The sequence below is a fragment of the Krasilnikovia sp. MM14-A1259 genome, from assembly GCF_047159535.1.
In the GTDB taxonomy this organism is placed as follows: domain Bacteria; phylum Actinomycetota; class Actinomycetes; order Mycobacteriales; family Micromonosporaceae; genus Actinoplanes.
Genome location: NZ_BAAGAJ010000002.1, coordinates 5,237,714 through 5,263,114 on the forward strand (window position 1 = coordinate 5,237,714; position 25,401 = coordinate 5,263,114).

The window sequence follows — 25,401 nt, forward strand, 5'->3', positions numbered from 1 at the left end:
CCGGACAGGGCGTGCCGCACATCCTACGAGCGCCCAGCCCCTGCACGCTGTGACACCGTTCCGGGTGGCCGGCGGCGGGCGACGGGGCATCGCGGAGGCTGAGAGGATCACGTCCATGGCGCAGCGCAGCATCGACGGACGCCTCGCCGTCGACCGAGCCGGGGTCGCGGGCCATACCGGCGCCTCCCGCAAGACGGTCGACCACTGGCACCGGCACCGTGGCCGGTTCGGCTTCCCCGAAGGCTTCCCCCACGAGGGCAGGATGTGGTTCTGGCTGGACGACATCAAGGCGTTCCACGGCGCGCATCTGGCGGCGAAGAAGGCCGCGCTGACCGAGGTCGACCGCAGCGGCAGACCGAACGACCGGGTGACCTCCGGGGGCGCCGCCGCGATCCTCGGGTATGCGTCATTCCGCAACCTGCCCGACGAGTTGCTCGACCACCCGGATGACCAGGAGATCCTGCCGGACGGGCGTATCCGCCGGTACTGGTACCGGCGCACCGTGTGGGCGCACGCGGACGGGCGCACCGGACGACAGTCCACCGGCCGCCCGGTGGGAGCCACCAGCGGCCCACGCAAGCCGCACCCGTACGCCGACGACCCGCGCCTGGACGCGGCGCTCGACCTGATCCGTCAGGCTCGCGCGGCCGGCCGCAGTGAGCGGGGGCTCGGGAAGACCCTCGCCGAACGGCTCGATATCCCCGAGCGCACCGCGCAGCGGATCATCGGCGTCGCAGCGACCCTGTCCGCCGAGGCGGACGACGCCGAACACCGGTCCACGCGCACAAAGTCAACACCGTGACGGCAAGGGCGTGAAACGTCGGCGCAGCGCGCTGTGGGGCCGCCGCTACGCGCCCGGCGGCCCCACGCGGTGCTCCCTCAGTTCTAGTAGTGCTTTGGTAGGTCTGTGCAGTGTGTCGCGTGTAGAGGTCGTCGCGGTCGTAGTGGGTTGTGGTGCGTGGATGAGCGAAGCCTGACTCGAGTACGGGCGCAACTGGAGGACTTCGCGGCTGGGGTGTTCGCGGGGTTGCCGCGTGCGGATCAGCGGGCGACCGGGGTGCGACATCTGCGCGGGTTGATGTCGGATGGCCGGCGTTAAGTCGATGGAGCCGAAGGCTGAACGCCGCCTTGGCGTGGATCAGCAGCAGTTGCAGCAGTTCCCGACCTCCGTGTCGGACAGCGCGGCCGAGTTTCGTGCTCTGGCCCGAGAAGCATGATTGATCATCATTGCGGGTCAGGCCGGTAGGGTCGGTGCGTGTCAGTCTCAGTAGTGACCGCGGCGACGTGGGTGTGTCTTCGTCATCGACGGCTACTTGTCGTCCGGCCGCACGGCCAAGATGCGTACTTCCTCCCCGGTGGCGTGCCGGAGCCTGGCGAAACGCTGGAGGAAGCCACGGTCCGTGAGGTCGCCGAGGAAGTCGGTATCGATCTGCGGCCGGACGAGCTGACGCTGCTCACTGAGATCGTCACGGCTGCTTACGGCCGACCCGATACCGACGTCCGGCTCGTCTGCTTCACCGGCCCGAGTGATGCACCGCCGGTAGCGATCGGCGAGATCGCGGAGGTGGCCTGGTTCACCGGCCAGGACGCAGGTCGATGTGCCTCTGCGATCCAGATGTTGATCGCCCGGCGCCGGGCGCGCCCGAGCGCTGGTCGAGGCAGCATTCCCGGGTCGGCAGATTGTCCGGGAAGGGGAGACGAATCTCGACGACGCGGTCTGGCCGCCGATCGGCACGGTCTGCGCCGGCGTATACGGCGACGTCGCCGTCCTCACCGGTTATGACCTCACCGCCGCGCAACCCAGCGCGCTCACAACCCTCGTGGCGCGCTTGGCACCGGATAAGCAGGCATGTGCCGTTCTCATGCAGAGCACCATCGACTGGTACGCGTTCGCCGTCTGGGACCGCGGCAAGCTGATCCGGTCATTCAGCGCCTCAGCCGGCGACGGCGTCCTCGAGAACATCGGCGAACCGTTGTCGTTCGAAGATGCCGCCGCGAGCCCCGTCGAGCGGGTGAACGAGGCACTTCGGACGTACGTCGGATTCGTACAGGAAGGCAGGTTCGAGTTCGACGGAGTGGATCCGGAGGAGCTGCGCGTGGCCACTTTCGTCTTCGCCGACGCCGAAGCGAGCCGTGACGCGCTGCGGGAGGCGGCTGGCCGGATGATCCTGGTCGAACGCCAAGGGCATGCCGAGGATTAACACGCGCGCTGGTTGATCTCTGGTGGGTGGCTGGGGTCGGTGAAGAAGGCGGTGACGTCGTCCGATGTGGGGAACCGGAAGGCCGTGATGGTGGATCTGGAAGAACTGAGATCGGCGCTCCGGTCGACCGTTCGCCAAGGGCGGCGACGTGGTGGCCGTCGCCCTAACTGTCCGTGAGCGCACCGAGCCGGGTCATGCCACCCTGGTCGCCCGCGTGCTCCGCGACGAGCTGGGCCTCGCTATCCCCGACGCGTTGGCGGTGGCGTCGTGGGCGGCGGGCCCGGCGACCAGCGAGGAGGATCACGCCGACCTGCGGTCACGGATCACCACGCCGCTGCACCTCCGGAATCAGTCGAGATAGCGAAGCCTTGACCGGGTCCCGCTCGCGGGCGCCCGGGGCGTTGCACTGTCACCCTCTCCCACACCGGGCAAGACTCTCACGATCAATCGTCGGCTAACGACGTGTAGGTGCATTACGGTGGCCGTCGTCCGTGACCCGAGCGCCAGGCACGTTCACCGACTACCCACCGTGGGGAGCGGACGTGGGTCGTCGGGTCGGCCACCGTCGCAGCGTCCCGAGCGCCCGCGTCCCGCGACCTCTGCAGATATGGCATACCTAGCTCTGCACCGGTCACCGCCCTGCTCAAGGTTCCAAACCCCCGGACACCGGGAGCTCGCCCCCCTGCGCCGGTGATCGCGGCGAGCGCCGGCTCGGACGGATGAGGTGGGACTGGGCGGTTAACGGGCCGCGCCGCCCACCGATGGGCTATCCGCGGTGGACGATCCGCGGTCGCCTATCAACGCGAACAGCGGCAGTACGCGATCGGCAGCAGCGTCCGCAGGTCACCGACGCGACTGCCCCGCTGCCGGTCCTCTTGACGATCAGCACATGGGGTCCGGCGTTACTTGCGGTACCAGGTGCGGGTCGTGCTGGATTTCACGTTGCCGAGCTTGTCGTACGCCCGGACCTGCACCTTCATCGTCTTGCGCTGTTCGGTGGTGTTGACGCGCAGGGCGTATGCGGAGGCGGTGTCCCGGGCGACGACCTTGCCGTTGACCAACAGTTCGACCCGGGCGATGCCGCTGGCGTCCGATGCCTTGACGTACACGGTGACCGTGCCTTTGACCTTCGCGTTGTTCGCGGGGGCCTTGGTGATGGACAGCGACGGGCCGGTGTTGTCCGCGATCACCGTACGCGGCGGCAGCGTGCGGGACAGGCCCCACCGGTCGGTGAGCGTCCAGCTCAGCGTGAGGTTCCCGGAATAGGAGCCGGTCCTGACCGGCAGTGTGTACGGTGCGGTCGTGTCGGTGCCCACGAGTGCGCCGTTGACCCGTAGTTGCGCGGTGACCACGTCGCTGAGGACGCTGACGTCGGTCAGGGTGCTGGTGAACGTGCCGCGGACCCGTGCTCCTGGCGCGGGGGTGAGGCGTTGCCGGTGGGCGGGTCGTTGTCGACCTGCAGGACGGTGAACACCGACGAACTGTTGCCGACGGTGTCCGTGAGCGTGACCGCGATCATCCCGCGATCTACACGGTGTGGCCGAAGTCGACTTCGATCCCCGTGAGCTGCAAGGCCAGAACCAGCTCGACGTCCTGTGCAGCTTCCTGCGAACCATCGGCAGCAAGCTCAACAAGCCCGTCGTCGTCACGCCCGAGAGCACCCCAGACCGACCGATGCTTCGGTACACACCATCCGACGACCGGGTCACCGCCACGGGCCGGGACACCCGGAACGGGACGGCGCCTCACACCCCTGACCGAGAAAGGAGCGTCATCCTTGGCCCGGGGGCGGGTGCGGCCGGGTTAGGCCGGCACCGTGGGGCGCGAGCCGTTGACCTGTTGTGCCTCGCGGCGCAGCTCTCGGAGCAGCTCGGAAACGCGGTCGTTGCGGATGGCGGTGCCGTTGCGGCGCAGCCGGCGGGCGAGGGCGTCGCGGCTGACCGTGTGGCCTTCGCGCAGCAATTCGTCGCGGGCCTGCCGGGCGGCGGGCAGTAGCGGCATAAGGTCCGGGTCGAGGCTCGCGCCGTCGTTGGTCTCGTCCTCCGGGTCGTCGTTCGGATCGTCCTCGTCATGGTCCGGCGGTTCCCGCTCCAGGGGCACCTCGGCGTGGGGGTCGCGGTCACCGTTGAGCGGCGCCTCGGCGCTGGCGGCGCCATCGCGGGCGTCCGTGGCCGGATCGGGGCCAGCAAAGGGCGCCGGCTGACCGGCGTCCGCCCCGGTTCCCGTGTGGGCCGGTAGCGGCGCGGGTGGCACCAGCAGCGTCGGCGCCACCGGCGCGGGGGTCGGGTCGGTGGTTGCGGTGGTGGCGGCGCGGCCGCTCGTGGTGACCGCAGGGGTGGGCTCGGCCGCCGTGGCGGGAGCGGCTGGTTCCTGGCGGGCCTCGCGACGGCCAGCGAGTTCCACCAGGGACACCGAGGCCACGACGATGAGCCCGTCCACGCTCAAGGGCAGCAGGTAGGGGACGCTGCCGGTCTCGCCGTAGCGGGCCACGACGTCGACCATGTGCCAGTAGGAGACCCAGGCGGCGATGGCAGCAATGCCGTAGGAGACGCCCGCGCGCACGTAGCCGAGCCCACGCCGTTCGAGCGGGATGCGGGTGACCAGCTCGACTGTGATGAGGAAAGCCACCGCCGGCCACGCCGCGATGGCCTGCGCGATCGGATGCGGTTTGGCGTGCAGGATGTTGGCGGTGATGGAAGCGGCCACACCGAGGGCGAGGGTCATGCGGACCGCCCAGACCAGCCGCCGCAGTTGCTTGTGACTCACGGGCGGCCTCCTGCAGTGGTGGTCGGGCGGAGTTGGCGTTCGGCGACGCGGCGGGTGGCCTGCGACGGCTCGGCGTCACCCAGCTCGGCCAGGCGTTGCTCGAGCCGGCGCAGCGTGCGCCGCACCACGTCCGGGCGTCCGGCGCGGCCGTGGATACGCATAATGCGTTGGTACAGCTCCTCGTTGACCGAGTCGAACTCCAGGGCACGGTCCAGGACGGCGACGGCCTGGTCCGGATGGTCAGGCTCCACGATCTCGGCGATGCGGGCGTACACGGCGAGGATCTGGTGCCGGTAGGTGGTGGCGTGGTCGGTGATCCAGGTCTGGTCGCCGCCGTCGGCGAAGTCCCCGGCGTACAGCTCGGCGGCGTCGCGTAGCGCAGTCAACGCTGCCTCGTCGTCCTCGGCACGGTTGGCGTGCTCGATTGCGGTGAGCATCTGCCACAGGTCCACCGTCACCAGGTCGGGATCGAGGCGGTAACGGCCGGTGGCCGGGTCATGCACCACGAACATCGCCTCCGCGTGGCTGGTGGCGGTGCGTAGTACGCGGCGGATCGTCCCGATGTCGGTACGGACGCGGTTGGCCGCCGTGCTCGGGTTGGTGTCGGGGTGCAGGTCGGCGCCGAGCTGGTCGAGGGTGCGCCCGGCCGGGTGCACCGCGAGCAGGCAGAGCACGGCGAAGGAGCCGCTGCGCATCCCGGTCGTCACCGGTCCGGCCTCGGTGGCGACCGTTACCGGGCCGAGCACGGTCAGCCGCACGATGCCCGGCGCCTGCGCGGGCTGCGCCGGCACGGGCTCGGCCGGCTCCGCAGGCGCCTCTGCGGCGGATGCGATCTCCGGAGTGGGGTCGTCGATGTCATGACCCAGCTCAGGGCGGGCAGCGGCGTCGGTCAGCATGCTCATTACGGCAGCGAGGTCGTCACCGGTCAACGTGGACAACCGGTGCGCCTCGGCGCTCTCGCCGGTGACGGTCCCGTCGGCCCTGACCTCCACCGTCGGCACTCCGTCCAGCGGGCCGAGGATCACCGGGTGCAGGTGCAGCGCCGCCTTGTGGGCGCCCACGGCGAGCAGGCGGGCGGCGTGCCGGGGCGCGGCCTCGATGAGTTGGACGTACGGCTGTTGCGCCTCGGCGTGGTCGGTGCGCGCGTTGAGCGCGGCGATGCTGTCGACGTCGAAGGTGTCCAGCAACCTCCTGCGCAGGACCATCTCTTCCTCGGCGTGGGTGACCGCGGCTGCGACCTCGTCCAGGATGATCAGTCGTTCCCCGTCGTAGGTGGTGCCGTCGGGGTCGAGGCCCACCAGCGGGGCGCCGTCGGGCAGCAGCCGGGCGAGGACCTCGACGGTGGTGACCACCACCGGCCGCTGCTCCAGGATCTCCGTCGCGCCGGTGGCAAGCGCGGACGCCAGGACCGCGCGGGCGGCGGCCTCGGCGCCAGCGCCGGTCAGGGCGAGGCCGGGGGCGGGCAGGTCGAACAGGCTCACCTCGGCCCCGTCCGCGTCGACGCCGATCGGGGCGAGTATCGCCGGGGTCGGAGGCCGGTGCGGTTCAACGTCTTCGGCGGCGAGGTGGCGGGCACCCGCCGTGTCGGCTGGGGCGAGGGCCTCGGGCACCGGTGCGGGCTGCGCGGTGAAGCGGGTCGGGATGGGGAAGGTCAGCCGGGCGCGGCGGCGTCGCTGCAGGCGTAGCAGTGACGCCACGGACGCGATCAGGGCTGCCAGGCCGAGGCTGACCCAGCCCCGTGATGGCAGGTTGACCCCGGTCTCCTCGCGCTGACGGTTCGTCGGCTGACTCGTGGCGCTGTCGGTGGCGTTGGCCGACCCGGTGGAGGTGGAGATGGCCGAAGGGGTGCTGGCTGTCGGCGCCGAGGGACTGGCCGGCGGTGTGGTGCTGGCGGGCGGCATGCTCGGCTCGGTTCGCGTCGGGGTCGGAGTCTGCGGCGCGGGTGCGGGCGCGGCGTCGCCCGAGGCGGGCGGCGGGGTTGCCGAGGCGTGCGGTGCCGGGCCGGCGCCGGGTGTGCCGGGCGGGGGTGTGACGGTGTGGGGCTTTGCCGCCGGGGCGGCGGGCGCGGGGGTGGCGTCGCGGGCGGGCATGGCGAGGACCCACCCGACGTGGATCTCGTCGGGGTCGGTCAGCGCGTAGCCGTTGGCCTGCACGTGGCCCCGGTTGAGGGTGTAGATCTCTCGCCACCGGTGGGGGTCGCCGAGCTGGTGATCGGCGATGTCCCAGAGGTTGTCTCCGCGTGCGACGTGGTGCACGCCGCCGGGAGCGTCTCGCGCCCACGCCGGGATGCCGCGCCGATGATGGGTGGGCGCCTGCGAGAGTGGGGCGGTCTTCGCGGGCGCTGAGGTGGCTGTCTCACTGGTGCGGCGGGACTGGAGCCAGGTCTGGTCGAGGACGGCCGGCGCGACGGTGCGCTGTGCCGGGGCGACCGCGACGGCGGGGCGACGCGCGGCGGCGTCGGCCACCGCTGCGGCGGCGCTCGGGACCCCGGTGCCGGTCAGGGCGGCGCGGGCGGCGTCGAACAGCACCGCCCCGACGATTGCGCCGACCAGCACGGCCGCCACCCACCGGATCGGACCGCGCCGCGCCACCGGGGCGCGTAGGCTGCCGTGCCGGGCAGCACCGGCGGACGCCTCGATGACCTCCACGAGCACATCGCGCAGGAAGATCAGCCACAGCACCCAGCCGACCGAGGCCAGCAGGTCCACGATCATCTGATCCGACCACGGACTCGTGACCGCCGTGTAGAGGTCGGAGAGGCCCGGGACCTGGGCGAGAGACGGCCAGCCGATCCAGTCCAGGGGCCAGCCGGCCGAGGCGGTCAGCAGCCACGGCACGCCCGCGAGGAAGCCGACCAGCACGGCGAGCGCGGCCAGGGCGCGCAGCAGGCGGCCGAGGGCAGCGGCGACGCGGAACATACGGGGTACTCCTTGCCGAGGGACGGGCAGGGTTCAGGTATTGGGGCCGGTCACGCCATGCACAGCGGTCGCGGACGCTGAGGCGGACACATGCAGGCTGCGCACGCCGACCAGTTGCAGGAGCTGCGTACGGCTGGAGCGGCGCACCGTGACCGTGACCGTGGTGGTGGTCGCTGAGGCGGTGCCGTCCATGCCGGCCGAGGCCAGCCACGACCGGGCCGCCGACGCCGCGCGGCGGGGGTCGAGTTGGGCGCGGCCCTGCGTGCGGTATACGGCCAGGTCGATCTCTTGCGCCCCGGCGCGGGCCGCGCTCTGGGCCACGTCGAGGGCCCGCACCTTGGCCGACAGCGCCAGGCCGGCATCGAGCACGAGGCCGGCTACGGCCATGAGGGCGACGGTGAACAGCACCGCGAACGGAGTCACCTGCCCGGCGTCGAGGCGGCCGGTGCGGCGGCGCAGCCATCCGGCCACCGCGTGCACGGTTCGCATCATGAAACTGTCAGACACGATGCGCACCGAATTGACTGTCTGGTACGAGGTGATGAAGCACGGCAGCCCCGCCCCGCCGCGGCGCCGGCCCCGTTCCGAGATCACCATCAGGCTGCATCTGCAGTGGGCGTTGCCGATGCGTGTCTGGGGCGCCGCCGGTCACACGTCTCTGCGGGAGATCACCCGTGAGCAGGTCCACGATGCCCCGCCGCCGTAGGGGAACGCGCGTTCGACCGTGGGGCAGGGCCTCAAGTCCGTCTGCCGGCTGCTCAAGGGCCGCAAGGTGCTGTTCACCGACCCCACGGCCCACGTCAAGGTCGGCTACCACGCGCCCACGCGGCCGCTGCCGGTCAACGTCGAGCTGCTGCGCGCCGCGTTGATGTCCGATGATCCGGCCCGCGCCGCGCTGGTCGCCCTCATCGCGTTCCACGGCCTGCGGGCAGGGCAACTCCAACGCCTGCAGCTGACCGACGTCCGTGACAGCCGGCTGCACGTCGAGGGCCGGGTGATCATCCTCGCCGAGCCCGTCCGCGAACGCCTGCGCGCCTACCTCGACATGCGGCAACAGCGCTGGCCCGACACCGGCAACCCGCATTTGTTCCTCACCAAACCCACCGGCCGCCGGACCGAGGAGTGCAGCAGACGCTGGATCTGGCTGACCATCGGCCCCGAGCTGTCGATCGCCGCGATCCGCGAAGACCGCATCCTCGACGAGGCCCACGCCACCGGTGGTGACGTCCGCAGGCTGGCCGACCTGTTCGGCCTGAGCATCGAAGCCGGCACCCGATACACCGGCGTCCTGAGCCACCCGGACCTCACCAATGACGACCATGCCTGACCGACAGCCCCGGAAACCCGTCGCCGACAACCGTTTCGCACTGCGAGGATGCCGAGCGTGTCCGTGGACTTCATCTCTGGCATCGAGCTGTCCCGCCGGCTTTACGACGACGCGGTCCAGCCCATGCTGTCTCGTTACCTTCCCAACCTCACCTACAGCGCGGCGTTGATCGGCGCCGGGTCCGAGGTCCTCGGCTTCGACACGCAGCGGTCCACCGACCACGACTGGGGTCCGCGGCTGCACCTGTTCCTCACCGCCGACGACGTCGCCCGCCACGGAGCCAGGATCGACGACCTGCTCAGCAAATGGCTGCCCGCCACGATCGCCGGCTATCCGACCAGCCTGGTCCCCACCGAGCACGGCACCCGACACTTGCGGCACACGACCGGATGCGTCCAACACGGCGTCGTGATCGCCGAACTCGGCATCTGGCTCACCGGCCACCTCGGCTTCAACCCGCTGACCGGCATCACGCCCCGAGACTGGCTGGCCACCCCCACCCAGTCCCTGGCCGAGGTCACCTACGGCGCCGTGCACCACGACGGCCTCGGCGTCCTGCACACGGCGCGGCGGGCGCTGGACTGGTATCCCGACGACGTGTGGCGCTACGTGCTGGCCTGCCAATGGCAGCGCATCAGCCAGGAGGAACCGTTCGTCGGCCGCTGCGGCGAGGTCGGTGACGAGCTGGGCTCGGCGGTCGTGGCCGCCCGGCTGGTCCGCGACCTGATGCGGCTGCGGCTGCTGATCGACCGGACCTACCCGCCCTACAGCAAGTGGCTCGGCACCGCCTTCGCCCGGCTGCCCGACACCGACCGGCTCGGCGCCGCACTGACCGCCGCGTTGGGCGTCGACAACTGGCACGACCGTGAGCGGCACCTCGTGACCGCCTACGAGACCGTCGCCGCCCTGCACAACGACCTCGGCCTGACGCCGCCGGTCGACCCGCAGGTCCGGTCCTTCCACGACCGGCCCTTCCGTGTCCTGCATGCCGAACGCTTCACCCAGGCGCTGATCGGCAGCATCACCGACCCCGCGCTGCGCGCGCTGCCGCTGACCGGCGCCATCGACCAGTTCGTCGACAACACCGACGTCCTCGGCCACCACACCCGCAGCCGCGCGCTCACCGACGCGCTCTACCCGCTTGCCCAGTAGCCGCGCATCCGGCGCAACCAGGTCCGCAAACCGCGCGCCTCGACCAGGAGACAGCCGCAGCCTGCACAGCTGGCCTTCACCAGACCTCCACAAAGGCACCACCACGATCACCGCCGGCTCTGGTTGGCTGCTCCCATGACCGGATCCACGACTCACGCCGAACGCCAGATCACCTACCTCGACGAGGCCGCCGCCAGCGATATCGGACGCGAGTACAAGCAGCGCGTACTGCACGAGTTGCAGATCGGGCCTGGGCACGTCTTGCTCGATGTTGGCTGCGGCCCCGGAACCGACCTGCCCGCCATGGCCGCCGCAACCGGCCCCACCGGCAAAGTCATCGGCGTCGACCAGGACCCCGCAATGCGCGACACCGCCCAGCAGCGAACCCGCGCCTACCCCTACGTCGAGATCCAGGCCGGTGACGCCCACGCCCTGCCACTCAAGGCCGCCAGTGTCGACCGGGCCCACGCCGACCGCGTCCTGCAGCATCTGGCCGACCCGGCAACGGCGGTAGCCGAGCTGCAGCGCGTTCTTCGCCCTGGTGGCCGCGTTGCGCTGGCCGAGCCGGACTGGGACACCCTGACCATCGACGCCCCCGACACCGCAACCAGCCGCGCCTACACCCGCTTCGTCACCACCAACGTGGTCCGCAACGCGGCCATCGGCCGCAGCCTCGGCCGCCTGCTGCACAACGCTGGGTTCACCGTCGAGTCCGTCGACGCCACCGTCGCAGTGTTTCGCGACTACCGCAGCGCCGAGACCATCCTGCGGATGCCGACCGTCGCCGAACGCGCCTGGCAAGCCGGCCACCTCGACGAAGACACTGCCCGCGCGTGGCTCGCCGAGCTGACTACCGGCCCGTTCCTGGCCGCGGTCACCTTCTTCACCGCCACCGGCCGCCTCCCCGAGGATCGACCCGCACAGCCCGGCATCGGAAGAGACAGCCATTGCTAGCTTTCGATCATGGACTGCTACGCGTGTCGCAACAACGACCAGCTCGACCTGGCAGCCGTCCTGCAGACCCGACTCAACCGCCCCCGCACATAGCCCAGACGAACCGGCTCGGTCCGCCGACAAACAGCCGCGACCGCCAGTTCCGGAACCGAAGCGGGCCAGTACGCTCATCACAGCCCACCCGTACTCGGGTTCGTGGCCGTGGATGCTTCAGAATTCGCGAACCCGAGAGCTCTACCTCGCCACTGGTCGACCGGAGAGGTCGCGCTCGCTTCGACCACCCGACTCCCCGGCACTCCCAGCAGGATCAAGTCCGACAGGGGAACCCGGCATGCCACCCGCACGGTCACGGCGCCGCCCGGCTGCCGGTTGCCGCTGACCGAGACCGTCGCGTTGCGGCACGTCACGCCCCGGGCGGCGAGGGTGTCCCGCGCGGTGCGCTCGGCCCGCGCGGTGGCGTTACCGCCTCGGCTGATGGAGGCGGTGCGGGCGCCGCTGCTGGCGGCGGCGTCGAGGTCGATCTGCGTGGACACGAGCCGGCCGCACATGACGACGAACAGCAGCACCGCCACGAGCAGCGGCGTCACCAGGGCCATCTCGGCGGTGCTGGCCCCAGCGTCGGGGGTCTCGGTCAGCAGTCGCCACCGGGCGGTGAACGCCGCGCGTAGCCGGGCGGAGGTAATCATTGGTTGCCTCCTGTCCAGCGTTCGACGGGGCGCACGACCACGGCTGTGACGCCCCAGCCCATGCCGGGGACCACGGTGGTCGCCTTTCCGTGGATCTCCACCCGGACTTCGGTGGCGGTGCGGCTGACAGACACCGACGGCTGCTTGAGCACGCCGCTGCCGATCGCGGCGAGGGTGTTGCTGCCGGCGCCTTGGCCGGCGCCGGCACTCGACTGGAATGCGGCGGCGGTGGTGGCGGCCCTTGTGGCGGCGGCCTGGGCAACGTGGGTGGCGTGCATCCACACCCCGGCCTGGATCACGGCCATGACGAGGAACAGCAGCAGCGGCATGGCGATGACCAGCTCGGCTGTCGCCGCGCCCGCGTCGGGGCGGGCGGCCACGCGCCGCCAGCGGGCGCGTAGCCACCCGGCCCTACCGAGGGCCAGGCGCTCGGCACGGCGGATTCGGAAGGCAGTCACCGACGTCGGCCTCTCAGCCGAGGTCGATGCTGTTGGCCTTGCCAGAGACCTTCGTGTAGATGATCCCGATGGCGAGGATGGCCAGGGTGACGAGCACGGCGGTCGCCACGACCGCCTCGGTGGTGTAGCCGGCGTCCTTCGTGGTGCGCACGACGGCCCAGCGGTACCGCATCTGGGCGGCGAGGTAGCTCCACAGAGCAGGCATTGCGGTGTCCCTCCTCGGAACTGGTGTTGGTACGGCAGGAGTGCGGCAAGTGGGGACTGCCCAGCAGCGAGCGGGGAGGCTCTCACCGCTGGTGGCAGCCGGGGCCGCCGTGAGGTGGGGCTCGGTCAGTACGACGGCCCGTTACGTCGGCGTCCAGGTCGTGTGCTCGGTGGCACGGTGTGGTTGACGGTCATTGATCACTCCTCTCCAGTAGGGCTGTGGGTAGCGGCACCCGTGCGGGCGTCGCGGGCCTGGTCGCCGGCTCTCTCGGTCGGGGCCAGGTGCACCTAGAGGCCGCCCATCACCGCAGCGATGGCCGGGTAGCCCAGGAAGATCAAGAACCCGGCGAACAGGGCCACGATCGGCAGGGCCATGCGTTCGGTAGCGGCGTTGGCATCGCCCTCGGCGTCGTGGAGCTGCCGCTCGCGCAGCGCCACCGCGCGGGAGCGCAGCGAGGAACGGACCCGGGCGCCTTCGGTGCCGGCCAGGCCGACGGTCGCGGCGAGCTGCTGCAACTCGGCGACGGTGACCCGCTTGCCGAGCGCGCCGAGGACTTCCCACGGGGCGACCCGGGCCAGCCGCGCCTCGGTGAGCGCGTAGCGCAGTTCGGTGTAGGCAGGGCCGGAGCCCACCTTCGCCGCGTCGTCGAGGGCCTGATCCACACCCGACCCGGAGGCCAGGCTGATCACGACCAGGTCCAGGAAGGACGACAGGGTGTCGCGGAACGCTGCCCGGTACTTCGCCGCGTCGGCGCGCACCGACAGCTCGGGGGCGAGGAACCCGGCCGCGCCGAGGATCAGCGAGGCCGCCGCTGGCGTGGTCGCGCCGGTGTCGAGGCCGGCGAAGGCGGCCAGGGCCGCGGCGACCGGAGGCAGCAGCAGCCCGATCACGCCGGCGGTGGCCTGCTCGGCGAGGTGCACGTCGACCAGCTTGTCCAGCGCCGCCAGGTCCCGGCGGGTACTCGCCAGGGGCAGCCCGGCGCGACGCAGGAACCGCACCGCCGGGCGGCCCCACCGTCCGGTCCACCCCTGCGGCGCCGCCTCCACCTCCACGGCCCGGGTCAGTCCGTGCGGGGCGTCGAGGGCCTTGTCCAGGCGCGGCGGCGGCGGGAACCAACCGACCACGACCAGCCACAGTCCGAGCCCAGTACCGAGCCCGGCGAGCAACACCATCCCGGTCACGACCGCACCACCGCCTCCGCGTCCGTGGTCGAGGCGACGCCGGCCAAGATTCGGGCGGCGTCGCAGTCGCGCATCAGCCGGCCAAGCCAGAAGAAGGCCAGGGCGAAGCAGCCCCCGGCCGCCATCAGGACAAGCTGGCCGAACGCGGAGTCGAACGGGGCGAGGTAGCCCCGGTTGAGCAGCGTCAGCACGCCGGCCATGGCGAGGGTCGCCCCGACGATCACCCGGGCCGAGGTCCGGTTGCGCTTGCGTCCGGCGGCGATCCGTTGCCGGCTGGCGACCTTGGCGCGGGCCGAGGCGGCCAGCTCACCGAGCACCTCGCCGAGCTGCCCGGCGCTGCCCCGGGCGGCCATGAGCAGCCCGGCCACCACGAGGTCGGCGGTGGGGTCGGCCAGCTCGGCGGCGAACGCCCGCAACGCCGCCGGCAGCCGCCAACTGCGCTGCAACCGGGTGGCGAGGCGGGTCACCTCGTCGCGGATCGGCTCCGGGGACTCGATGGCGCTGGCGGTGATGGCCTGTTCCAACCCGGCTGCGCCGGACAGGTTGTCGCGCAGCGCCTCGGTCCACGTGGCAATCGCTTCGATCTTGGCGACACGGCGTGCGTGGTCCCGGTCCGGGCCGATAATGTCCGGCAGCACCCACGCCCCCACGGCGGCTAGCGCCGCCGCGACGGGCCACCGGGTCAGCACGGCCACCACCAGCCCGGCGGCCAGGCACTGGACGACCCGGGGCCGGTCGACCGGCCCACGGGCTGAGGTGGACCTCGACAGCCACGAGGTGGCCTCGAGGCCCGCGGGCCCGTTGTCCTGGCCGGACAGCCCGACGGCCACCAGCACGGCACCGAACGCGGTTCCCAGCCCCAGCAGCGCGGCCAGGGGCACCGTCAACGTCACGACGTCCACCCCCCACCCGGGGCGGTCCGGGCCTCTTCCACCAGGCGGGGGTCGAACCCTGCCCCGCTGAGCAGCGACAGCAGAGCGGTGGACAGTGGTGCCCCCGGAACGGCACGCCCGTCGCGGCCGGGCCGCAGGATCTCGTTCGACGCCACGGACAGTCCGTCGGCGTCGACGACCTCCCTGACGGAGGTCACCACGCGGCGGCCGTTGTCGCCGAAGCCGAGGTGAACGACCAGGTGCACCGCCTCGGCGACGAGGAGGTTCGTGGTCGCTGGTTCGAGGCGTTCTGGGGACTGCGCCGCGTACAGGGCGAGCTTCTTGAACACCCCGGCGCTCGAGGACGCGTGGACGGTGCCCAGCGAGCCGTCGTTGCCCTGGCTCATCGCGTTGAGCATCGGGATGACCTCGTGGCCCCGGATCTCACCGACGATCACCCGGTCCGGCGACATCCGCAGCCCGGAGCGGAACAGCTCCGACATGTCGATGGCACCTTCGCCCTCGACGTTGGCTTCCCGCGACTGCAACGCCACCACGTCAGGGTGCAGCGCCTTGTCCGCATCCAAGGCCAGCTCGTAGGTGTCCTCGATGGTCACGATCCGCTCGTCCGGGTCGATGACCGACCCGAGGGCCCGAAGGAGGGTCGTCTTGCCCGCTCCGGTGCGTCCCGCGACGAGGGTGTTCAACCTCGCGCGTACGGCGGCGGCGAACAGCTCCCGCAGCAGCGGGTTGAGGGTGCCGATCTGCTCAAGGTCCGCGAGGGTGACCTTGATGTAGCCGTGCCGGCGGATGCTCAGCGCCGGCCGCCGGGTGACAGACATGATCGCGTGCAGGCGGGAACCGTCGGGAAGCTGCAACCTCAGGATCGGCGCAGCCCGGTCCCAGCGGCGCTCCTCCGCGCCCTCACCCCCGGTCTCGGCGCGGCCGGCGTCGGCAGCGAGACGGCGGATCAGCTCGACCATCTCGGCATCCGAGTCGGCGATCGGGGCGACCTGGCGGCGGGTGCCGTCGGTGTAGCGCACGAAGACCTGATCGCAGCCGTTGGCGTGGACGTCCTCCACCCGCTCGTCGTTGAGCAGCGGCTGCAAGCCACCAGCACCCAGGAGCATGTCGGCGACCGCCCGGCCTACCCGCGACTCCGCGTCCGGGCGCAGCGGCGGACGCCCGGCGTTCATCTCCTCGGCCGCGTACGCGTCCAGCGCGGCGGTGATCAGATCACGGGTGGCCGCCTGCTGCTCAGCGGCCGTCATCACCCGGCCCGAAGCGCTCTCGTGCGCCCGGGTGGCCCGGGTCAACCGCTCGGCTACGTCCCGGCGGATACGCCGTACCGCCGGGATCTCCGTGGCGACGGCGGTCGGCTCGGGCGGGAACCCGTCGCGGTGGCGGCTCAGCGGCCGGGGCGCGAAGGGGTTACTCATCGGGGCGTCTCCTCACGAAAGTCCGTCGGGGTCGATGCGGTGATGGGCAGGTGCGGCGCGAGGGTGTCGAGTAGACCCGTGTAGGCGCGCATCAGCGGCAGCCGCCGCCACCTGCGCGCGGCAAGCAGGTCCCCGCCGAGCACCGCGGCGGCCTTGCGGTCGGTCGGTAGCGGACCGAGCACGTCGATAGCATTCGGGTCGCGGGCGAGTTCCTTCACGACGTGCCGGGTGAGCACGTCGGCGACCTCGGCGGCCGGGTACAGGCCGCCGGCGGCGAGCAGCACCACCAGACGGCCCGCGCCTACGTCCACGAGGTCGGCCAGCGCTTCGCGGAGATGGGCAAGGTCATCGGTGCGGGCGCGGGCCATCACCAGGACCACGTCGGCCAGACGCAGCAGCGGCCACGCCGCAGGCCCGGGGGCCAACCGCCCGCAGTCAGCGACGAGGAGGCGCTCGCGGGTGGTCAGTACCGCCCGTCCCGCGCCGGTCAGCTCTGGCAGCGCGGCGCGGGTCTGCGCCCCGCCCGCCGGGGCCACCACCACCGGTACCCCCACCTGGCCGATGACAGCCTCCTGTGTCCCGGCGGCGAGCGCGTCCTCGGCCGGGGTAGTGCCCCGGGCGGCGGCGGCCAGGTCCACCACGCTCGGCGTCGCTGCCAGGCCGAGGCGGCGAATCAGGTCTCCACCGGACGGGTCCGCCTCCACCACCACCGGTCGCGCGTGTGCGGGGGCGAGGGCGGCCAGCCCGAGCGCGGTGGTCGTCGCACCGGGACGGCCTTTCACGTAGGCCACGGCGATCAGGGGCACGTCAGTCCCCTCCGGGCGCGGTTTGCATCAGCACGACTCGGCCCGCCGGCGCGGCGGCGAGGCGCGCACCGTCGGAGGCGTCGAGCAGCAGCGTGATCACGGTGGCGCCCTGACCGTCACCGGCGAGGTCCACTCCGAGCACCACCGCCTGCATCCGCACCGGCGCTAATCCCGGCCTGGAGGCGTTCGCCGGGGCGATCTGCCCGTCCTCGCCCGTCCCGGCAGCAGAGACGTACACCGCGACCCGGGCGCCGGTGGCGAGGCCCTGCGGGTACTGGCCCGGCCTGAGAGCGAGGGACGCGGTGACCTTCCCGGCGGGCGGGAACGCCGCGTCACCCACCAGCGACGGCGTTAGCAGCGTCCCGGGCAGTAGCGGTACGACGGCGGTCCGGCCGATCACTTGCTGCGCCTGCCCGGCGGGGATCAGCTGCACCCCCGGGTCCTGCGCTGCCGAGACCTGCCGAAGGTCGACGGCCGTGAGCACCTGCCCTGCGGTGACGGGCCGGGCTACCGCGAGGACTTGCACGCGGTCACCGAGGCGCAGGGCGCCCCAGGCGTAGCCCAGCACACAAACGATGACCAGCAGGCCGCCCAGCGCGACGAACGGCAGCTTGCGGCGGCGGCGGGCCGCCCGCCACGGTCCCCGACCCGCACGTGATGCGGGAACCGTGGGGTGATCTTCCAGCCCTGATTTTGGGCGCACGGAACCTAGCGCCATGACCAACGTCCTCCCCGACTTGGCGCTTCTACTTACGGATTTGCCTTGGTGCTAGCGGCTGATGACCGCCTGGGACTCCTGTACACGGGTCTGCACCTGACCGGCCGTCGTCAGGCCCGGCACCGTGCCGGTCTGGCCCGCCCCGGCCCAGGTCACCTCCCACGTCACCGTCACGGCGACCGTGTAGGAGCCGCCCGCAGCGCCCGCCGACGAGCGCCGGTAGACGTAGCCGCAGTCCGGAGACGCCGCCTTCGGATCGGTACCGGGCCTCCACGCCGTGCCCGGCCCGTCACAGGTGCGGGTGGAGCCGTCGCCCATCGACCAGACCACCGACACGGGCCGTGCGGTCGCGGTCACGCTCACCCCGGGCACTGAGGCCGTGGCCGACTGCGTCTTCCACGACGCCTTGTCGAGTGCGAGCCAGACCGGCAGGTTCACGAGCTGGTCACCCGGCGGGTTCATCCGAATCGTCACCTCGGGCAACCGCAGTTTGGCTCGCGCCTGCCGCGCCAGGATCTCCGGCGACACCGCATGAGGCGCGCCCGCGATCCACACCGGCCCACCGAAGCCCGTTGTCGCCTGACCGTCCGGGCCGTAACAGACCTTCTGGTACCAGCCGCCCTCCCCAGCGGGCTGACCGCCGAGGTTCTCGATCATGACTGGTGACAGGTCAGCAGGCTCGTAGTAGCAGCCGTCCGCACCAGCCCAACCTCCATCCCGCTGGCACGAAATCTCCCTGCCCTGGGGATCGCGGCACCTGCCGGCACCGCCTCGGCCCTCCGGACCGCCCTTGCCGTTGTTGCCGCCGCCGGGTTCTCCAGGACCGGCAACACCGACACTGCACTCAGGCCGGGAGTCGCCGGCCCTGCACTGCACAATGCCGGTACCCGAATCCGCTGACGCTGCGACCGGCGCACAAAGCAGCGCCGTCACGGTAAGGATCATGGCCAGGACGATCCCCCGAGCGTTCCTCAGCATGTCCCCTTCTCCCTCAAGATGAATGAAGAAACCTTCCAGCCATCATGGGTGCGCTTCACTGTGGCGGTCGTGTGGTGCTTGCCGCCCGGAACGTCGTTCACAAGTCCGCCGGATGCCTGGTACTTCAGCCAGTTCTCGTCGTTGACGCAGTCGACGATCGTCGCTTCGGTAGGCGTGCCGACGGGCTTCAACGCGGTCACCTTCGGGTCGATGTGCAACTCGCCCTGAGTGACCTGCCTGTTGCTTCGGTCCGAGTACAGCGAGCTGGAGATCAGCTTCAATGCCTGCTCCGAGGCGTACTTGCGGACATCCGGCGCTTCCGGGTCAGACGTCTTTGCCGCCTCCACAAACGCGCTCCACATGCCGCGGTACGCAGTCAACGCGTCCTGCTCAGCGGCCGTGCTCGGTCCCCGGTTCGGCGCAGCAGACGACGGTGCCGGTGGCGGGTTGGTCGGCGTGTTTTTGGACTTGCCCGAGCCACACCCCGCGCTCAGCAGGACCGAGACCGCGACGAGACCAACCAGAACCGGACGGGCGAACATCGGGATTACCTCCCCAACTCGTGGACAGCCCCTCAGTACAGGGATCGTAGGAATTCGGGCGTGATGTCGGCAGGGTGCGGATTGGGGATTCCCTGCAACCGGCGGTCCTCGTCCCGCAGTATCTGAGCGGCGACATCCCGCGAACGCCGGTGTCCGCTGCCGCGCCAAGTGATGGCATCGCGTGAGTCGCGGTGCCTGCGCACCCGTGCGATCCGAAGGCGTAGCGTCTCGATGATGTCGTGAATCCTCTTGCGCATGTGCCCTCCCCGATGGCGTTCCGCTGCTCGACGTTCACTCGGCGATTGCTGGGCGGGGTTCTGCGTTCGACGTGTCTTGGGGCTCCGAATTAGTGGGCGCCGACCATGACTGGCAACTCCAGTGCCATAGTCCTTAAGGACTTGCCAACGCTCAGCTCCCTACTCACCTCCTAGCACGGATGCTGCACCTCACGGGCCGTGGTGTGCGCCCGTGGGGCCGGACGGTATGAGGCGTCGTGCCGTGCCGTGGCGCGCTGCGACGGTCGGCCAGTGTGGAATGGGTTCAGGGCCGGCTACTTGGTGAGTGCCCGTCACGACGTCACGAGGGCACCACGTCGTGCCGGTCGCGGCCGGGTGGGCTAGGTTCCCGTTCGCGCGGCCGCCGGACCGCGGGGTGGCTGCCAGCCCCCGCCGTCCGAGCCGTCGACCCACGCCTGTCGGATCCAGGGCAGGGCATCACTGTGGACGGAAGGGCACCACTAGCCCCGGTCGTGCATGGCGCGAACCAGCACGTGAGACCAATCCGGACAGTGCCCACGATCTCGAAGTGCGTCGATCATAGGCACACGGTCGGTGATGGTGTCAACCCGCATAGACATTGAGAGTCGAAGCTGTATATTTGCTTCGACAGTCCCCCCGCCCAGTCCCCTATGGAGCCCTCATGGACGAGAGTTCTCCACCGCAACCCGGCTCGTCGATTGCAGACCGGCTGAACGCCCTGTTCGACAAGGTGCGCAAACCCGACGGGACCCTGTACTCCCTGCGGGAGGTCGCCGACGCGGTCACCGCCGCCGGTGACCCCATCTCCCACGCCTACATCGGCCACTTGCGCTCGGGCCGCAGCACCGATCCGACGCTGAGCCATATGAAGGGCCTGGCCCGGTTCTTCGGTGTCCCGGTCGAGTACTTCACCTCCGAGTCGATGGCCACGGAGGTGGACAAGGAGCTGATGTTGGCGGCCGCGCTGCAGCAGGTCCGGGCCCGCACGGTGGCCCTGCGTCAGTCCGTCGTCCCCCAAGCCCAGGAGCAGATCGGCGCCATCACCGAGCTTCTCCGCGTGATCGCCGATTTGGAACAACGTCGCGAAGACGACACCAGACAGGCTTGAATGCAGGTCCAATCATGGACCGGCTCGCGATCATGAAGGTGAGGCACGCGTGTCCCTGCGGCAGGTACGACGACGCTGCGAGCAATTGGCTCGCAGCATCGACGTGCCCGACCCGTTCGACATCGAGGCCCTGCTCGCCGACCTCGGCACCCGGCGGGGTCGCCCGATCGTCCTGCTGCCCTTCGCCCTGCCGGCCGGTGCACCGTCCGGGCTGTGCGTGGCCGCCGGCTCGGCGGACTACCTCGTGGTCACCGAGTCGGCCACCGGGCCGCAGCGCGACCACATCGTCCTGCACGAGCTGGCCCACCTGCTGCTCGGCCACCAGCTACAGGCCCTCGACCCCGACGCCGACGTCCAGCTGTTCCGCCACCTGGACCCCGCCGTGATCCGCGCGATGCTGGGCCGCACCACCTACAGCACCATCGAGGAACAGGAGGCCGAAATCCTTGCCTCCCTGCTCGGCCAGCGCGCCCACCCGTGGGCCGCCCCCGCCCCCGACCACGCCGCCGACCCGGTCGTCGAGCAACTCGGCCGATCCCTGGAACACGGTTAACGCCCGATGGACGCGACCTCCGCTGTCTTCCTGTTCTGCGCCATCGCGGCGTGGACTGCCGCGGGCTACAAGGTGTTCGCGTTGTTCCGCGAGCCGAGCAACGCGGCGCTGTGGGTGCTCGCTGTCTCCATCGTCCTGCCCGCCACCGGGTTCACGGTCGCCGCGCCGGTCATCTACCCGCACATCGGACGGGCCTCTGGCATACCGGACCTGGCCACGCTGGTCGTGTACGGATGCATCGCGGGCTACGGCATCGTGGTGTCGATCATGCTGCTGCTCTGGCACAAACCCCCGCGCGAGGCCCGCCGCGCCGGCACCGCCCTGCTCGCGTGGTACGGCACCGCCCTGGGCGCCATGATCGTCCTGTTCTTCCACATCGACACGGCCACCGAACACCCGCTCAACTTCGACGAAACCTTCGGCCCCACCGCCGCCGGGGGCGCGTTCCTGCTGGTCTACGTAAGCATGTACACCACCGGCCTGGTCGCCACCGCGGTCCGGGGACATCAGTTCGCCCGCCACGTCGCCACTACCGGTAGTCATCCCTGGCTGCGGCGTGGGCTGCGGATCGTCTCAGTGGGGTCCTGCGTCGCCCTCGGCTACGCCCTCTGCAAGTCCGTCTTCGTCGTGCTCGCCTGGTCCGGGGTGTACCTGCCCGACCTGAGCAAGCTCGGGGTGCTGTTCGCGTGCCTGGCCTCCCCGCCCCTCGCCGTCGGGCTCACCATGCCGTCGTGGGGGCCGAAGCTGACCGCAGGCACCGCCTGGCTGCGCAAGCGGCGCCAGTACCGCCAGCTGCGCCCACTGTGGGATGTGATGTACCGCGCGATCCCCGGCATCGCGCTCGAACAACCCACTCCCGGCTGGGGCACGCTCGGCGACCTCGACTTTCGCCTGTACCGGCGCCTGGTCGAGATCCGCGACGGACGGCTGGCCCTGGCACCCCACATGCCGGACACGGTGCCCGACGCTGAGGAGCTCGCCGCCGCACAGCACATGCCCGTTGACGTCGTGCGCGAGGCGCTGCGGATTCGCACCGCCGCTGACCGTGTCCGCACCAAAGAACTCGCCCGGCCGGTGCCATTGGGCACCGGGCCTGCGGCGACGGCCCCCGACCACGGCGACGACATCGCCTGGCTGGTACAACTCGCCGCCGCCCTCGACCGGATTCCCGCCCCACGGGCCGAGGCCAACGTGCCTGCCGCAGACAAAGGATGACGATCATGCTGCACCGTCGCGGACGCTACGACCGCATCGCCGACATTCGCCGCCGTGACCCGGTCGCCGACTACCAGGCCATCTATCAGGCCACCGCGCTGTACGACTTTCCTTTCGACTCCCGGATGGGGCTACTGCTCGCGTTCTGGCGCACCTTCGCCGTGCCCTCGATCGCCGAGACCCTCGCGAGCACTGGTGAGATCATTGACCGCACCGACCGGCGCGCCGACGACACCGGCATCCTCATGTACACCCTGGTCAAGCAGGGTCTTGACCACCCCGATGGGCGCACCGCCACCCGACGGCTCAACCAGATCCACCGCCGGTTCACCATCAGCAACGACGACTACCGGTACGTGCTGGGCACTTTCCTGTTCGAGCCTGCCCGATGGATCGACCAGCACGGCTGGCGGCCATTGTGCTGCCACGAACGGACCGCCATGCTGACCTTCTACACCACGCTTGGCCGGCGCATGAACATCACCGACATCCCGCCGACGTGGGACGCCTACCAGTCCTTCTACGACAGCTACGAGGCACAGCACTTCGCGTACACCCCGGCCGCCGCACAGCTCATGGCCGCCACCCAGGGCCTCCTCGGTCCCCTGCCCCGACCCCTGGCACCCCTGACCAGCGGCATCATCCGCGCCCTTTTAGACCCGCCGCTACGCGAGGCCACCGGAATCGCCGCACCACCCGGATGGGCCAGGCTGCTCCTAGCCACCGCACTGGGCGGGCGAGCCACATGGCTCCGGCACGGCGCACCACCCCGCAGCCGCGGCTGGCTGGCGGAAGGAATCGTCGGAAAGACCTATCCACACGGCTACGACCTCTCCACCCTCGGGCCTGGCAGCGGTACCACGGTTTCGTGAGGCCATGAACGTCATCGCCGCAGGCGGCTTCGCCCTCGCAGGCGCTCTCGCCGGCATCCCGGTCGCCGCGATCGCGTACTCAGCGCCAGCACACGGCGGCCTCCGGATACCGCGAGGATGGTGGCACGGCGCGCCCGCGCGCCGCTCGACCAGCGCGAGCATCTCGCTTCTGACCGGCGCCACCTCCGGAATCGTCACGTGGAGCCTCACAGCTTCGCCCGTCCTGCCGGCATTCTGGATCTTCGCCGTGCTCGGAGTCGGTCTCGCAATTATCGACCTGCGCCGCCACCGGCTTCCACACGCCATCACCGGCATTCTGGCCGGTGCCAGCGTCGTCTGCTTCACCATTGCCGTCGCGCTCGGCGCAAGCCCCGCTCCGCTTCTGCAGGCGCTTGCCGCCGGTCTCATCACCGCGAGCGTTCTGCTGATGATCGCCCTGGCCCTGCCAGGTCAACTCGGTCTGGGAGACGTCGTCTTCAGCGGCGTGATCGCATTGAACCTTGGTTGGCTGAGCATGGGCGCCGTCATGACCGCAATCGTCACAGGCTTCCTGATCCAGGGAGGCGTTGCTCTGGTCGCGAGGACTTCCGGGGCGACCCAAGAGACACTCTCGCTGGGGCCAGCGCTCCTGGCTGGATGGTTGCTCGGCGCCCTGGCGAGCTAACGGTGCCGAGCGGGCAGACCTGCCGCATGCCGGATTAGGTTCATGGGTCGCTCAGAGGTCGAACTCGCCGCGCTTCACCCCATCGACGAAGGCGTGCCACTCCTGGTGCGTGAACGCGAGCGTGCCGCTGTCGCGGTCTTTGGTGTCACGGACTGCGACGCCGTCGCCGACGATGGCGACTTCGACGCAAGCCCCGTTGCCGCTGGAGCGGCTGCTCTTGAACCACTTCGCGCCGGCGAGGTCCATGACCGGCACTCCTCTCACTCTGCGGTCTTTACCGCGTCTTGAATCAACTTCTTGCTTTGGGTGGGGCTCATCGCCCGGGTGGCGATCTGCTGGAAGATCTCGGAGAAGCGTTCGACGTCGCTTGTGGTGTCCAGGAAGAGATCGCCGGCGAGGCTGTCGAGATAGACCAGCGGGGCGTCGAACGGGTCGGCGAAATTCATGATGATGCAGGACCCTGGCATGCCCGGGTGGGCGCCTGCCTCGAATGGCACCACTTGAAGCTTGATGTGCGGTGACGACGCGGCGTGAACAAGGTGCTTGAGCTGTGCCTGCATGACCGCTCGTCCGCCCACTTCGCGTCGAACGGCAGCCTCGTCAACTATCGCCCACAACTGCATCGGGGTCGGTCGCTGAAAGACAATCTGCCGTTGCAGCCGCACCTCAACGCGGCGTTCGACGTCCTCTGCCGCGATGTTCGGGACGACATTGCGGATCACGGCGCGGGCGTAATCTTCAGTTTGCAGCAGGCCCGGAACGAACTGGTTCTCGAAGTTGAGCAGGCTCTCTGCCTCGTACTCGAAGCCGATATAGGTCTGGTACTGCTCGGGCAGGTACGGCTCGTAGATCTGGAACCAACCCTGCTGTCCGGAGTCTTTGAGCCAGCTCAGCAACGTGGCCTGCCGGTCTGGATCGTTGACGCCGTAGAGGTTGAGGAGCGTCATCACGGTGCGCCGCTGCGGGCGGTTGAGCGCCCGCTCGATGCGGTAGATCGACGATGCGTCAAGACCCGTGCGTTCGGCGACCTCTTCCTGCTTGAGTCCCGCAGCCACGCGCAGCCGCCTCAGCTCGCCGGCGAGCCGGCGTAGCCGAATGGTCGGTGCCTTGCGTCCTGCCACGTCCATCCTCTCGCTCCGTTCTCTCAGTGTGCCCGGCCTCGTGATCACGCATCCACACGGTCAGGCGAATGCCCATCAGTGATTTGCAAGCCTTGCATACGCCTGTCCCGTAGGTGCATCCTGGTGTGGCGGCCCGGGCAGTGGTTCATCACGCCGCTGGGCACGCCGCCGTACCCGCCGACCTGCTTAGGGGTATCCGTGCATCAGCGACGCCGACGCTGGCGGTTCATTCGAGCGCGCAGCTGCACCTGCGGGTTGCCCTGGCCCTGCCCGGACGCGCTCCTGCAAGACGTCCGCAGACGATATGCGGCGACGGGAGGCAACTTCGGTGCCTGGACATCGCAACAGATCGCGGCCTACCCGGCCCGATGTCCGTGGGACAAGTCGAGCCAGCCGCAGAGCGGTCCA

General features: G+C 70.5%; 31 protein-coding genes and 1 pseudogene. 14 read left to right on the forward strand and 18 right to left on the reverse strand.

Features of this window, described 5'->3' with window-relative positions; translation table 11 throughout:
- The first annotated feature begins 106 nt into the window (after window positions 1-106).
- The 5 genes and pseudogenes from ACMCNK_RS23745 to ACMCNK_RS23765 all read left to right on the forward strand — a co-directional run bounded on the left by ACMCNK_RS23745 (window position 107) and on the right by ACMCNK_RS23765 (window position 2,562).
- A complete protein-coding gene (locus ACMCNK_RS23745) occupies window positions 107-802 on the forward strand; it encodes a hypothetical protein (protein ID WP_412740965.1) in 696 nt (231 codons plus the stop codon).
- 156 nt (window positions 803-958) lie between these two features.
- A pseudogene (locus ACMCNK_RS23750) lies at window positions 959-1,169 on the forward strand (transposase); the annotation flags it as partial.
- 119 nt (window positions 1,170-1,288) lie between these two features.
- Complete coding sequence (locus tag ACMCNK_RS23755; protein ID WP_412740966.1) at window positions 1,289-1,783, forward strand: NUDIX hydrolase; 495 nt, start codon at window positions 1,289-1,291, stop codon at window positions 1,781-1,783.
- On the forward strand, window positions 1,680-2,201 hold the full coding sequence (locus ACMCNK_RS23760; protein WP_412740967.1) for a DUF6928 family protein: 522 nt from the start codon (window positions 1,680-1,682) through the stop codon (window positions 2,199-2,201). The genes ACMCNK_RS23755 and ACMCNK_RS23760 overlap by 104 nt, the downstream gene beginning before the upstream one ends.
- A 148-nt stretch (window positions 2,202-2,349) precedes the next feature.
- Complete coding sequence (locus tag ACMCNK_RS23765) at window positions 2,350-2,562, forward strand: hypothetical protein (protein ID WP_412738577.1); 213 nt, start codon at window positions 2,350-2,352, stop codon at window positions 2,560-2,562.
- A 541-nt stretch (window positions 2,563-3,103) separates the two neighbouring features.
- Here ACMCNK_RS23765 and ACMCNK_RS23770 read toward each other — a convergent pair.
- The 5 genes from ACMCNK_RS23770 to ACMCNK_RS23790 all read right to left on the reverse strand — a co-directional run bounded on the left by ACMCNK_RS23770 (window position 3,104) and on the right by ACMCNK_RS23790 (window position 8,374).
- The gene (locus ACMCNK_RS23770; protein WP_412738578.1) at window positions 3,104-3,553 is read right to left on the reverse strand and encodes an Ig-like domain-containing protein; all 450 of its coding nucleotides are present in this window, start codon (window positions 3,551-3,553) and stop codon (window positions 3,104-3,106) included.
- A 23-nt stretch (window positions 3,554-3,576) separates the two neighbouring features.
- A complete protein-coding gene (locus ACMCNK_RS23775; protein ID WP_412738579.1) occupies window positions 3,577-3,720 on the reverse strand; it encodes a hypothetical protein in 144 nt (47 codons plus the stop codon).
- A 284-nt stretch (window positions 3,721-4,004) separates the two neighbouring features.
- The gene (locus ACMCNK_RS23780; protein WP_412738580.1) at window positions 4,005-4,967 is read right to left on the reverse strand and encodes a DUF2637 domain-containing protein; all 963 of its coding nucleotides are present in this window, start codon (window positions 4,965-4,967) and stop codon (window positions 4,005-4,007) included.
- On the reverse strand, window positions 4,964-7,885 hold the full coding sequence (locus ACMCNK_RS23785) for a BTAD domain-containing putative transcriptional regulator (protein WP_412738581.1): 2,922 nt from the start codon (window positions 7,883-7,885) through the stop codon (window positions 4,964-4,966). The genes ACMCNK_RS23780 and ACMCNK_RS23785 overlap by 4 nt, the downstream gene beginning before the upstream one ends.
- A gap of 33 nt (window positions 7,886-7,918) precedes the next feature.
- Window positions 7,919-8,374, reverse strand: coding sequence for a pilus assembly protein TadG-related protein (locus tag ACMCNK_RS23790; protein ID WP_412738582.1), 456 nt, complete (start codon window positions 8,372-8,374; stop codon window positions 7,919-7,921).
- Between the two features lies 1 nt (window position 8,375).
- Between ACMCNK_RS23790 and ACMCNK_RS23795 the strand changes: the two genes are divergently transcribed.
- From ACMCNK_RS23795 to ACMCNK_RS23810, 4 genes are all read left to right on the forward strand, one after another.
- Window positions 8,376-8,591, forward strand: a complete 216-nt coding sequence (locus ACMCNK_RS23795) for a hypothetical protein (protein WP_412738583.1) — start codon at window positions 8,376-8,378, stop codon at window positions 8,589-8,591.
- An 18-nt stretch (window positions 8,592-8,609) separates the two neighbouring features.
- Window positions 8,610-9,212, forward strand: coding sequence for a hypothetical protein (locus ACMCNK_RS23800; RefSeq protein WP_412738584.1), 603 nt, complete (start codon window positions 8,610-8,612; stop codon window positions 9,210-9,212).
- A gap of 57 nt (window positions 9,213-9,269) precedes the next feature.
- Complete coding sequence (locus ACMCNK_RS23805; protein ID WP_412738585.1) at window positions 9,270-10,364, forward strand: DUF4037 domain-containing protein; 1,095 nt, start codon at window positions 9,270-9,272, stop codon at window positions 10,362-10,364.
- Window positions 10,365-10,499: 135 nt separating this feature from the next.
- Window positions 10,500-11,318 carry a methyltransferase domain-containing protein gene (locus ACMCNK_RS23810; protein WP_412738586.1) on the forward strand — a complete coding sequence of 273 codons (819 nt, stop codon included), beginning with the start codon at window positions 10,500-10,502 and terminating at the stop codon, window positions 11,316-11,318.
- Window positions 11,319-11,488: 170 nt separating this feature from the next.
- Here ACMCNK_RS23810 and ACMCNK_RS23815 read toward each other — a convergent pair whose 3' ends face one another.
- The 11 genes from ACMCNK_RS23815 to ACMCNK_RS23865 form a co-directional block, all read right to left on the reverse strand.
- Window positions 11,489-12,004, reverse strand: coding sequence for a TadE/TadG family type IV pilus assembly protein (locus tag ACMCNK_RS23815; protein ID WP_412738587.1), 516 nt, complete (start codon window positions 12,002-12,004; stop codon window positions 11,489-11,491).
- On the reverse strand, window positions 12,001-12,384 hold the full coding sequence (locus tag ACMCNK_RS23820; protein ID WP_412740968.1) for a TadE family protein: 384 nt from the start codon (window positions 12,382-12,384) through the stop codon (window positions 12,001-12,003). Before ACMCNK_RS23820 ends, ACMCNK_RS23815 begins: the two co-directional genes overlap by 4 nt.
- A gap of 91 nt (window positions 12,385-12,475) precedes the next feature.
- A complete protein-coding gene (locus ACMCNK_RS23825) occupies window positions 12,476-12,667 on the reverse strand; it encodes a hypothetical protein (protein ID WP_412738588.1) in 192 nt (63 codons plus the stop codon).
- A 287-nt stretch (window positions 12,668-12,954) separates the two neighbouring features.
- Window positions 12,955-13,848, reverse strand: coding sequence for a type II secretion system F family protein (locus ACMCNK_RS23830; RefSeq protein ID WP_412738589.1), 894 nt, complete (start codon window positions 13,846-13,848; stop codon window positions 12,955-12,957).
- On the reverse strand, window positions 13,845-14,750 hold the full coding sequence (locus ACMCNK_RS23835) for a type II secretion system F family protein (RefSeq protein ID WP_412738590.1): 906 nt from the start codon (window positions 14,748-14,750) through the stop codon (window positions 13,845-13,847). Before ACMCNK_RS23835 ends, ACMCNK_RS23830 begins: the two co-directional genes overlap by 4 nt.
- Window positions 14,738-16,159 (reverse strand): CpaF family protein, encoded by a 1,422-nt coding sequence (locus ACMCNK_RS23840; protein WP_412738591.1) that lies wholly within the window; start codon window positions 16,157-16,159, stop codon window positions 14,738-14,740. The genes ACMCNK_RS23835 and ACMCNK_RS23840 overlap by 13 nt, the downstream gene beginning before the upstream one ends.
- Complete coding sequence (locus tag ACMCNK_RS23845; protein WP_412738592.1) at window positions 16,156-16,965, reverse strand: hypothetical protein; 810 nt, start codon at window positions 16,963-16,965, stop codon at window positions 16,156-16,158. The genes ACMCNK_RS23840 and ACMCNK_RS23845 overlap by 4 nt, the downstream gene beginning before the upstream one ends.
- A gap of 1 nt (window position 16,966) precedes the next feature.
- Window positions 16,967-17,575, reverse strand: a complete 609-nt coding sequence (locus ACMCNK_RS23850) for an SAF domain-containing protein (protein ID WP_412740969.1) — start codon at window positions 17,573-17,575, stop codon at window positions 16,967-16,969.
- A gap of 159 nt (window positions 17,576-17,734) precedes the next feature.
- The gene (locus ACMCNK_RS23855; protein ID WP_412738593.1) at window positions 17,735-18,661 is read right to left on the reverse strand and encodes a hypothetical protein; all 927 of its coding nucleotides are present in this window, start codon (window positions 18,659-18,661) and stop codon (window positions 17,735-17,737) included.
- Window positions 18,655-19,203 carry a hypothetical protein gene (locus tag ACMCNK_RS23860; RefSeq protein WP_412738594.1) on the reverse strand — a complete coding sequence of 183 codons (549 nt, stop codon included), beginning with the start codon at window positions 19,201-19,203 and terminating at the stop codon, window positions 18,655-18,657. The genes ACMCNK_RS23855 and ACMCNK_RS23860 overlap by 7 nt, the downstream gene beginning before the upstream one ends.
- A gap of 32 nt (window positions 19,204-19,235) precedes the next feature.
- Window positions 19,236-19,460: a hypothetical protein gene (locus ACMCNK_RS23865; RefSeq protein WP_412738595.1), complete on the reverse strand. Its 225-nt coding sequence runs from the start codon at window positions 19,458-19,460 to the stop codon at window positions 19,236-19,238.
- A 661-nt stretch (window positions 19,461-20,121) separates the two neighbouring features.
- Here ACMCNK_RS23865 and ACMCNK_RS23870 point away from each other — a divergent pair.
- The 5 genes from ACMCNK_RS23870 to ACMCNK_RS23890 are packed head-to-tail and all read left to right on the forward strand — an operon-like array spanning window position 20,122 to window position 23,872.
- Entirely contained in the window at window positions 20,122-20,568 is a 447-nt protein-coding gene (locus tag ACMCNK_RS23870; RefSeq protein WP_412738596.1) for an XRE family transcriptional regulator, read from the forward strand.
- 49 nt (window positions 20,569-20,617) lie between these two features.
- Complete coding sequence (locus ACMCNK_RS23875) at window positions 20,618-21,121, forward strand: hypothetical protein (protein WP_412738597.1); 504 nt, start codon at window positions 20,618-20,620, stop codon at window positions 21,119-21,121.
- Window positions 21,122-21,127: 6 nt separating this feature from the next.
- Window positions 21,128-22,336 (forward strand): MAB_1171c family putative transporter, encoded by a 1,209-nt coding sequence (locus ACMCNK_RS23880; protein ID WP_412738598.1) that lies wholly within the window; start codon window positions 21,128-21,130, stop codon window positions 22,334-22,336.
- A 5-nt stretch (window positions 22,337-22,341) separates the two neighbouring features.
- Entirely contained in the window at window positions 22,342-23,208 is an 867-nt protein-coding gene (locus ACMCNK_RS23885) for an oxygenase MpaB family protein (RefSeq protein ID WP_412738599.1), read from the forward strand.
- Between the two features lie 4 nt (window positions 23,209-23,212).
- Window positions 23,213-23,872 carry a prepilin peptidase gene (locus ACMCNK_RS23890; RefSeq protein WP_412738600.1) on the forward strand — a complete coding sequence of 220 codons (660 nt, stop codon included), beginning with the start codon at window positions 23,213-23,215 and terminating at the stop codon, window positions 23,870-23,872.
- Window positions 23,873-23,923: 51 nt separating this feature from the next.
- Here ACMCNK_RS23890 and ACMCNK_RS23895 read toward each other — a convergent pair whose 3' ends face one another.
- A complete protein-coding gene (locus ACMCNK_RS23895) occupies window positions 23,924-24,118 on the reverse strand; it encodes a DUF397 domain-containing protein (protein ID WP_412738601.1) in 195 nt (64 codons plus the stop codon).
- A 14-nt stretch (window positions 24,119-24,132) separates the two neighbouring features.
- Complete coding sequence (locus tag ACMCNK_RS23900; RefSeq protein WP_412738602.1) at window positions 24,133-24,999, reverse strand: helix-turn-helix domain-containing protein; 867 nt, start codon at window positions 24,997-24,999, stop codon at window positions 24,133-24,135.
- Window positions 25,000-25,401: the final 402 nt, after the last annotated feature.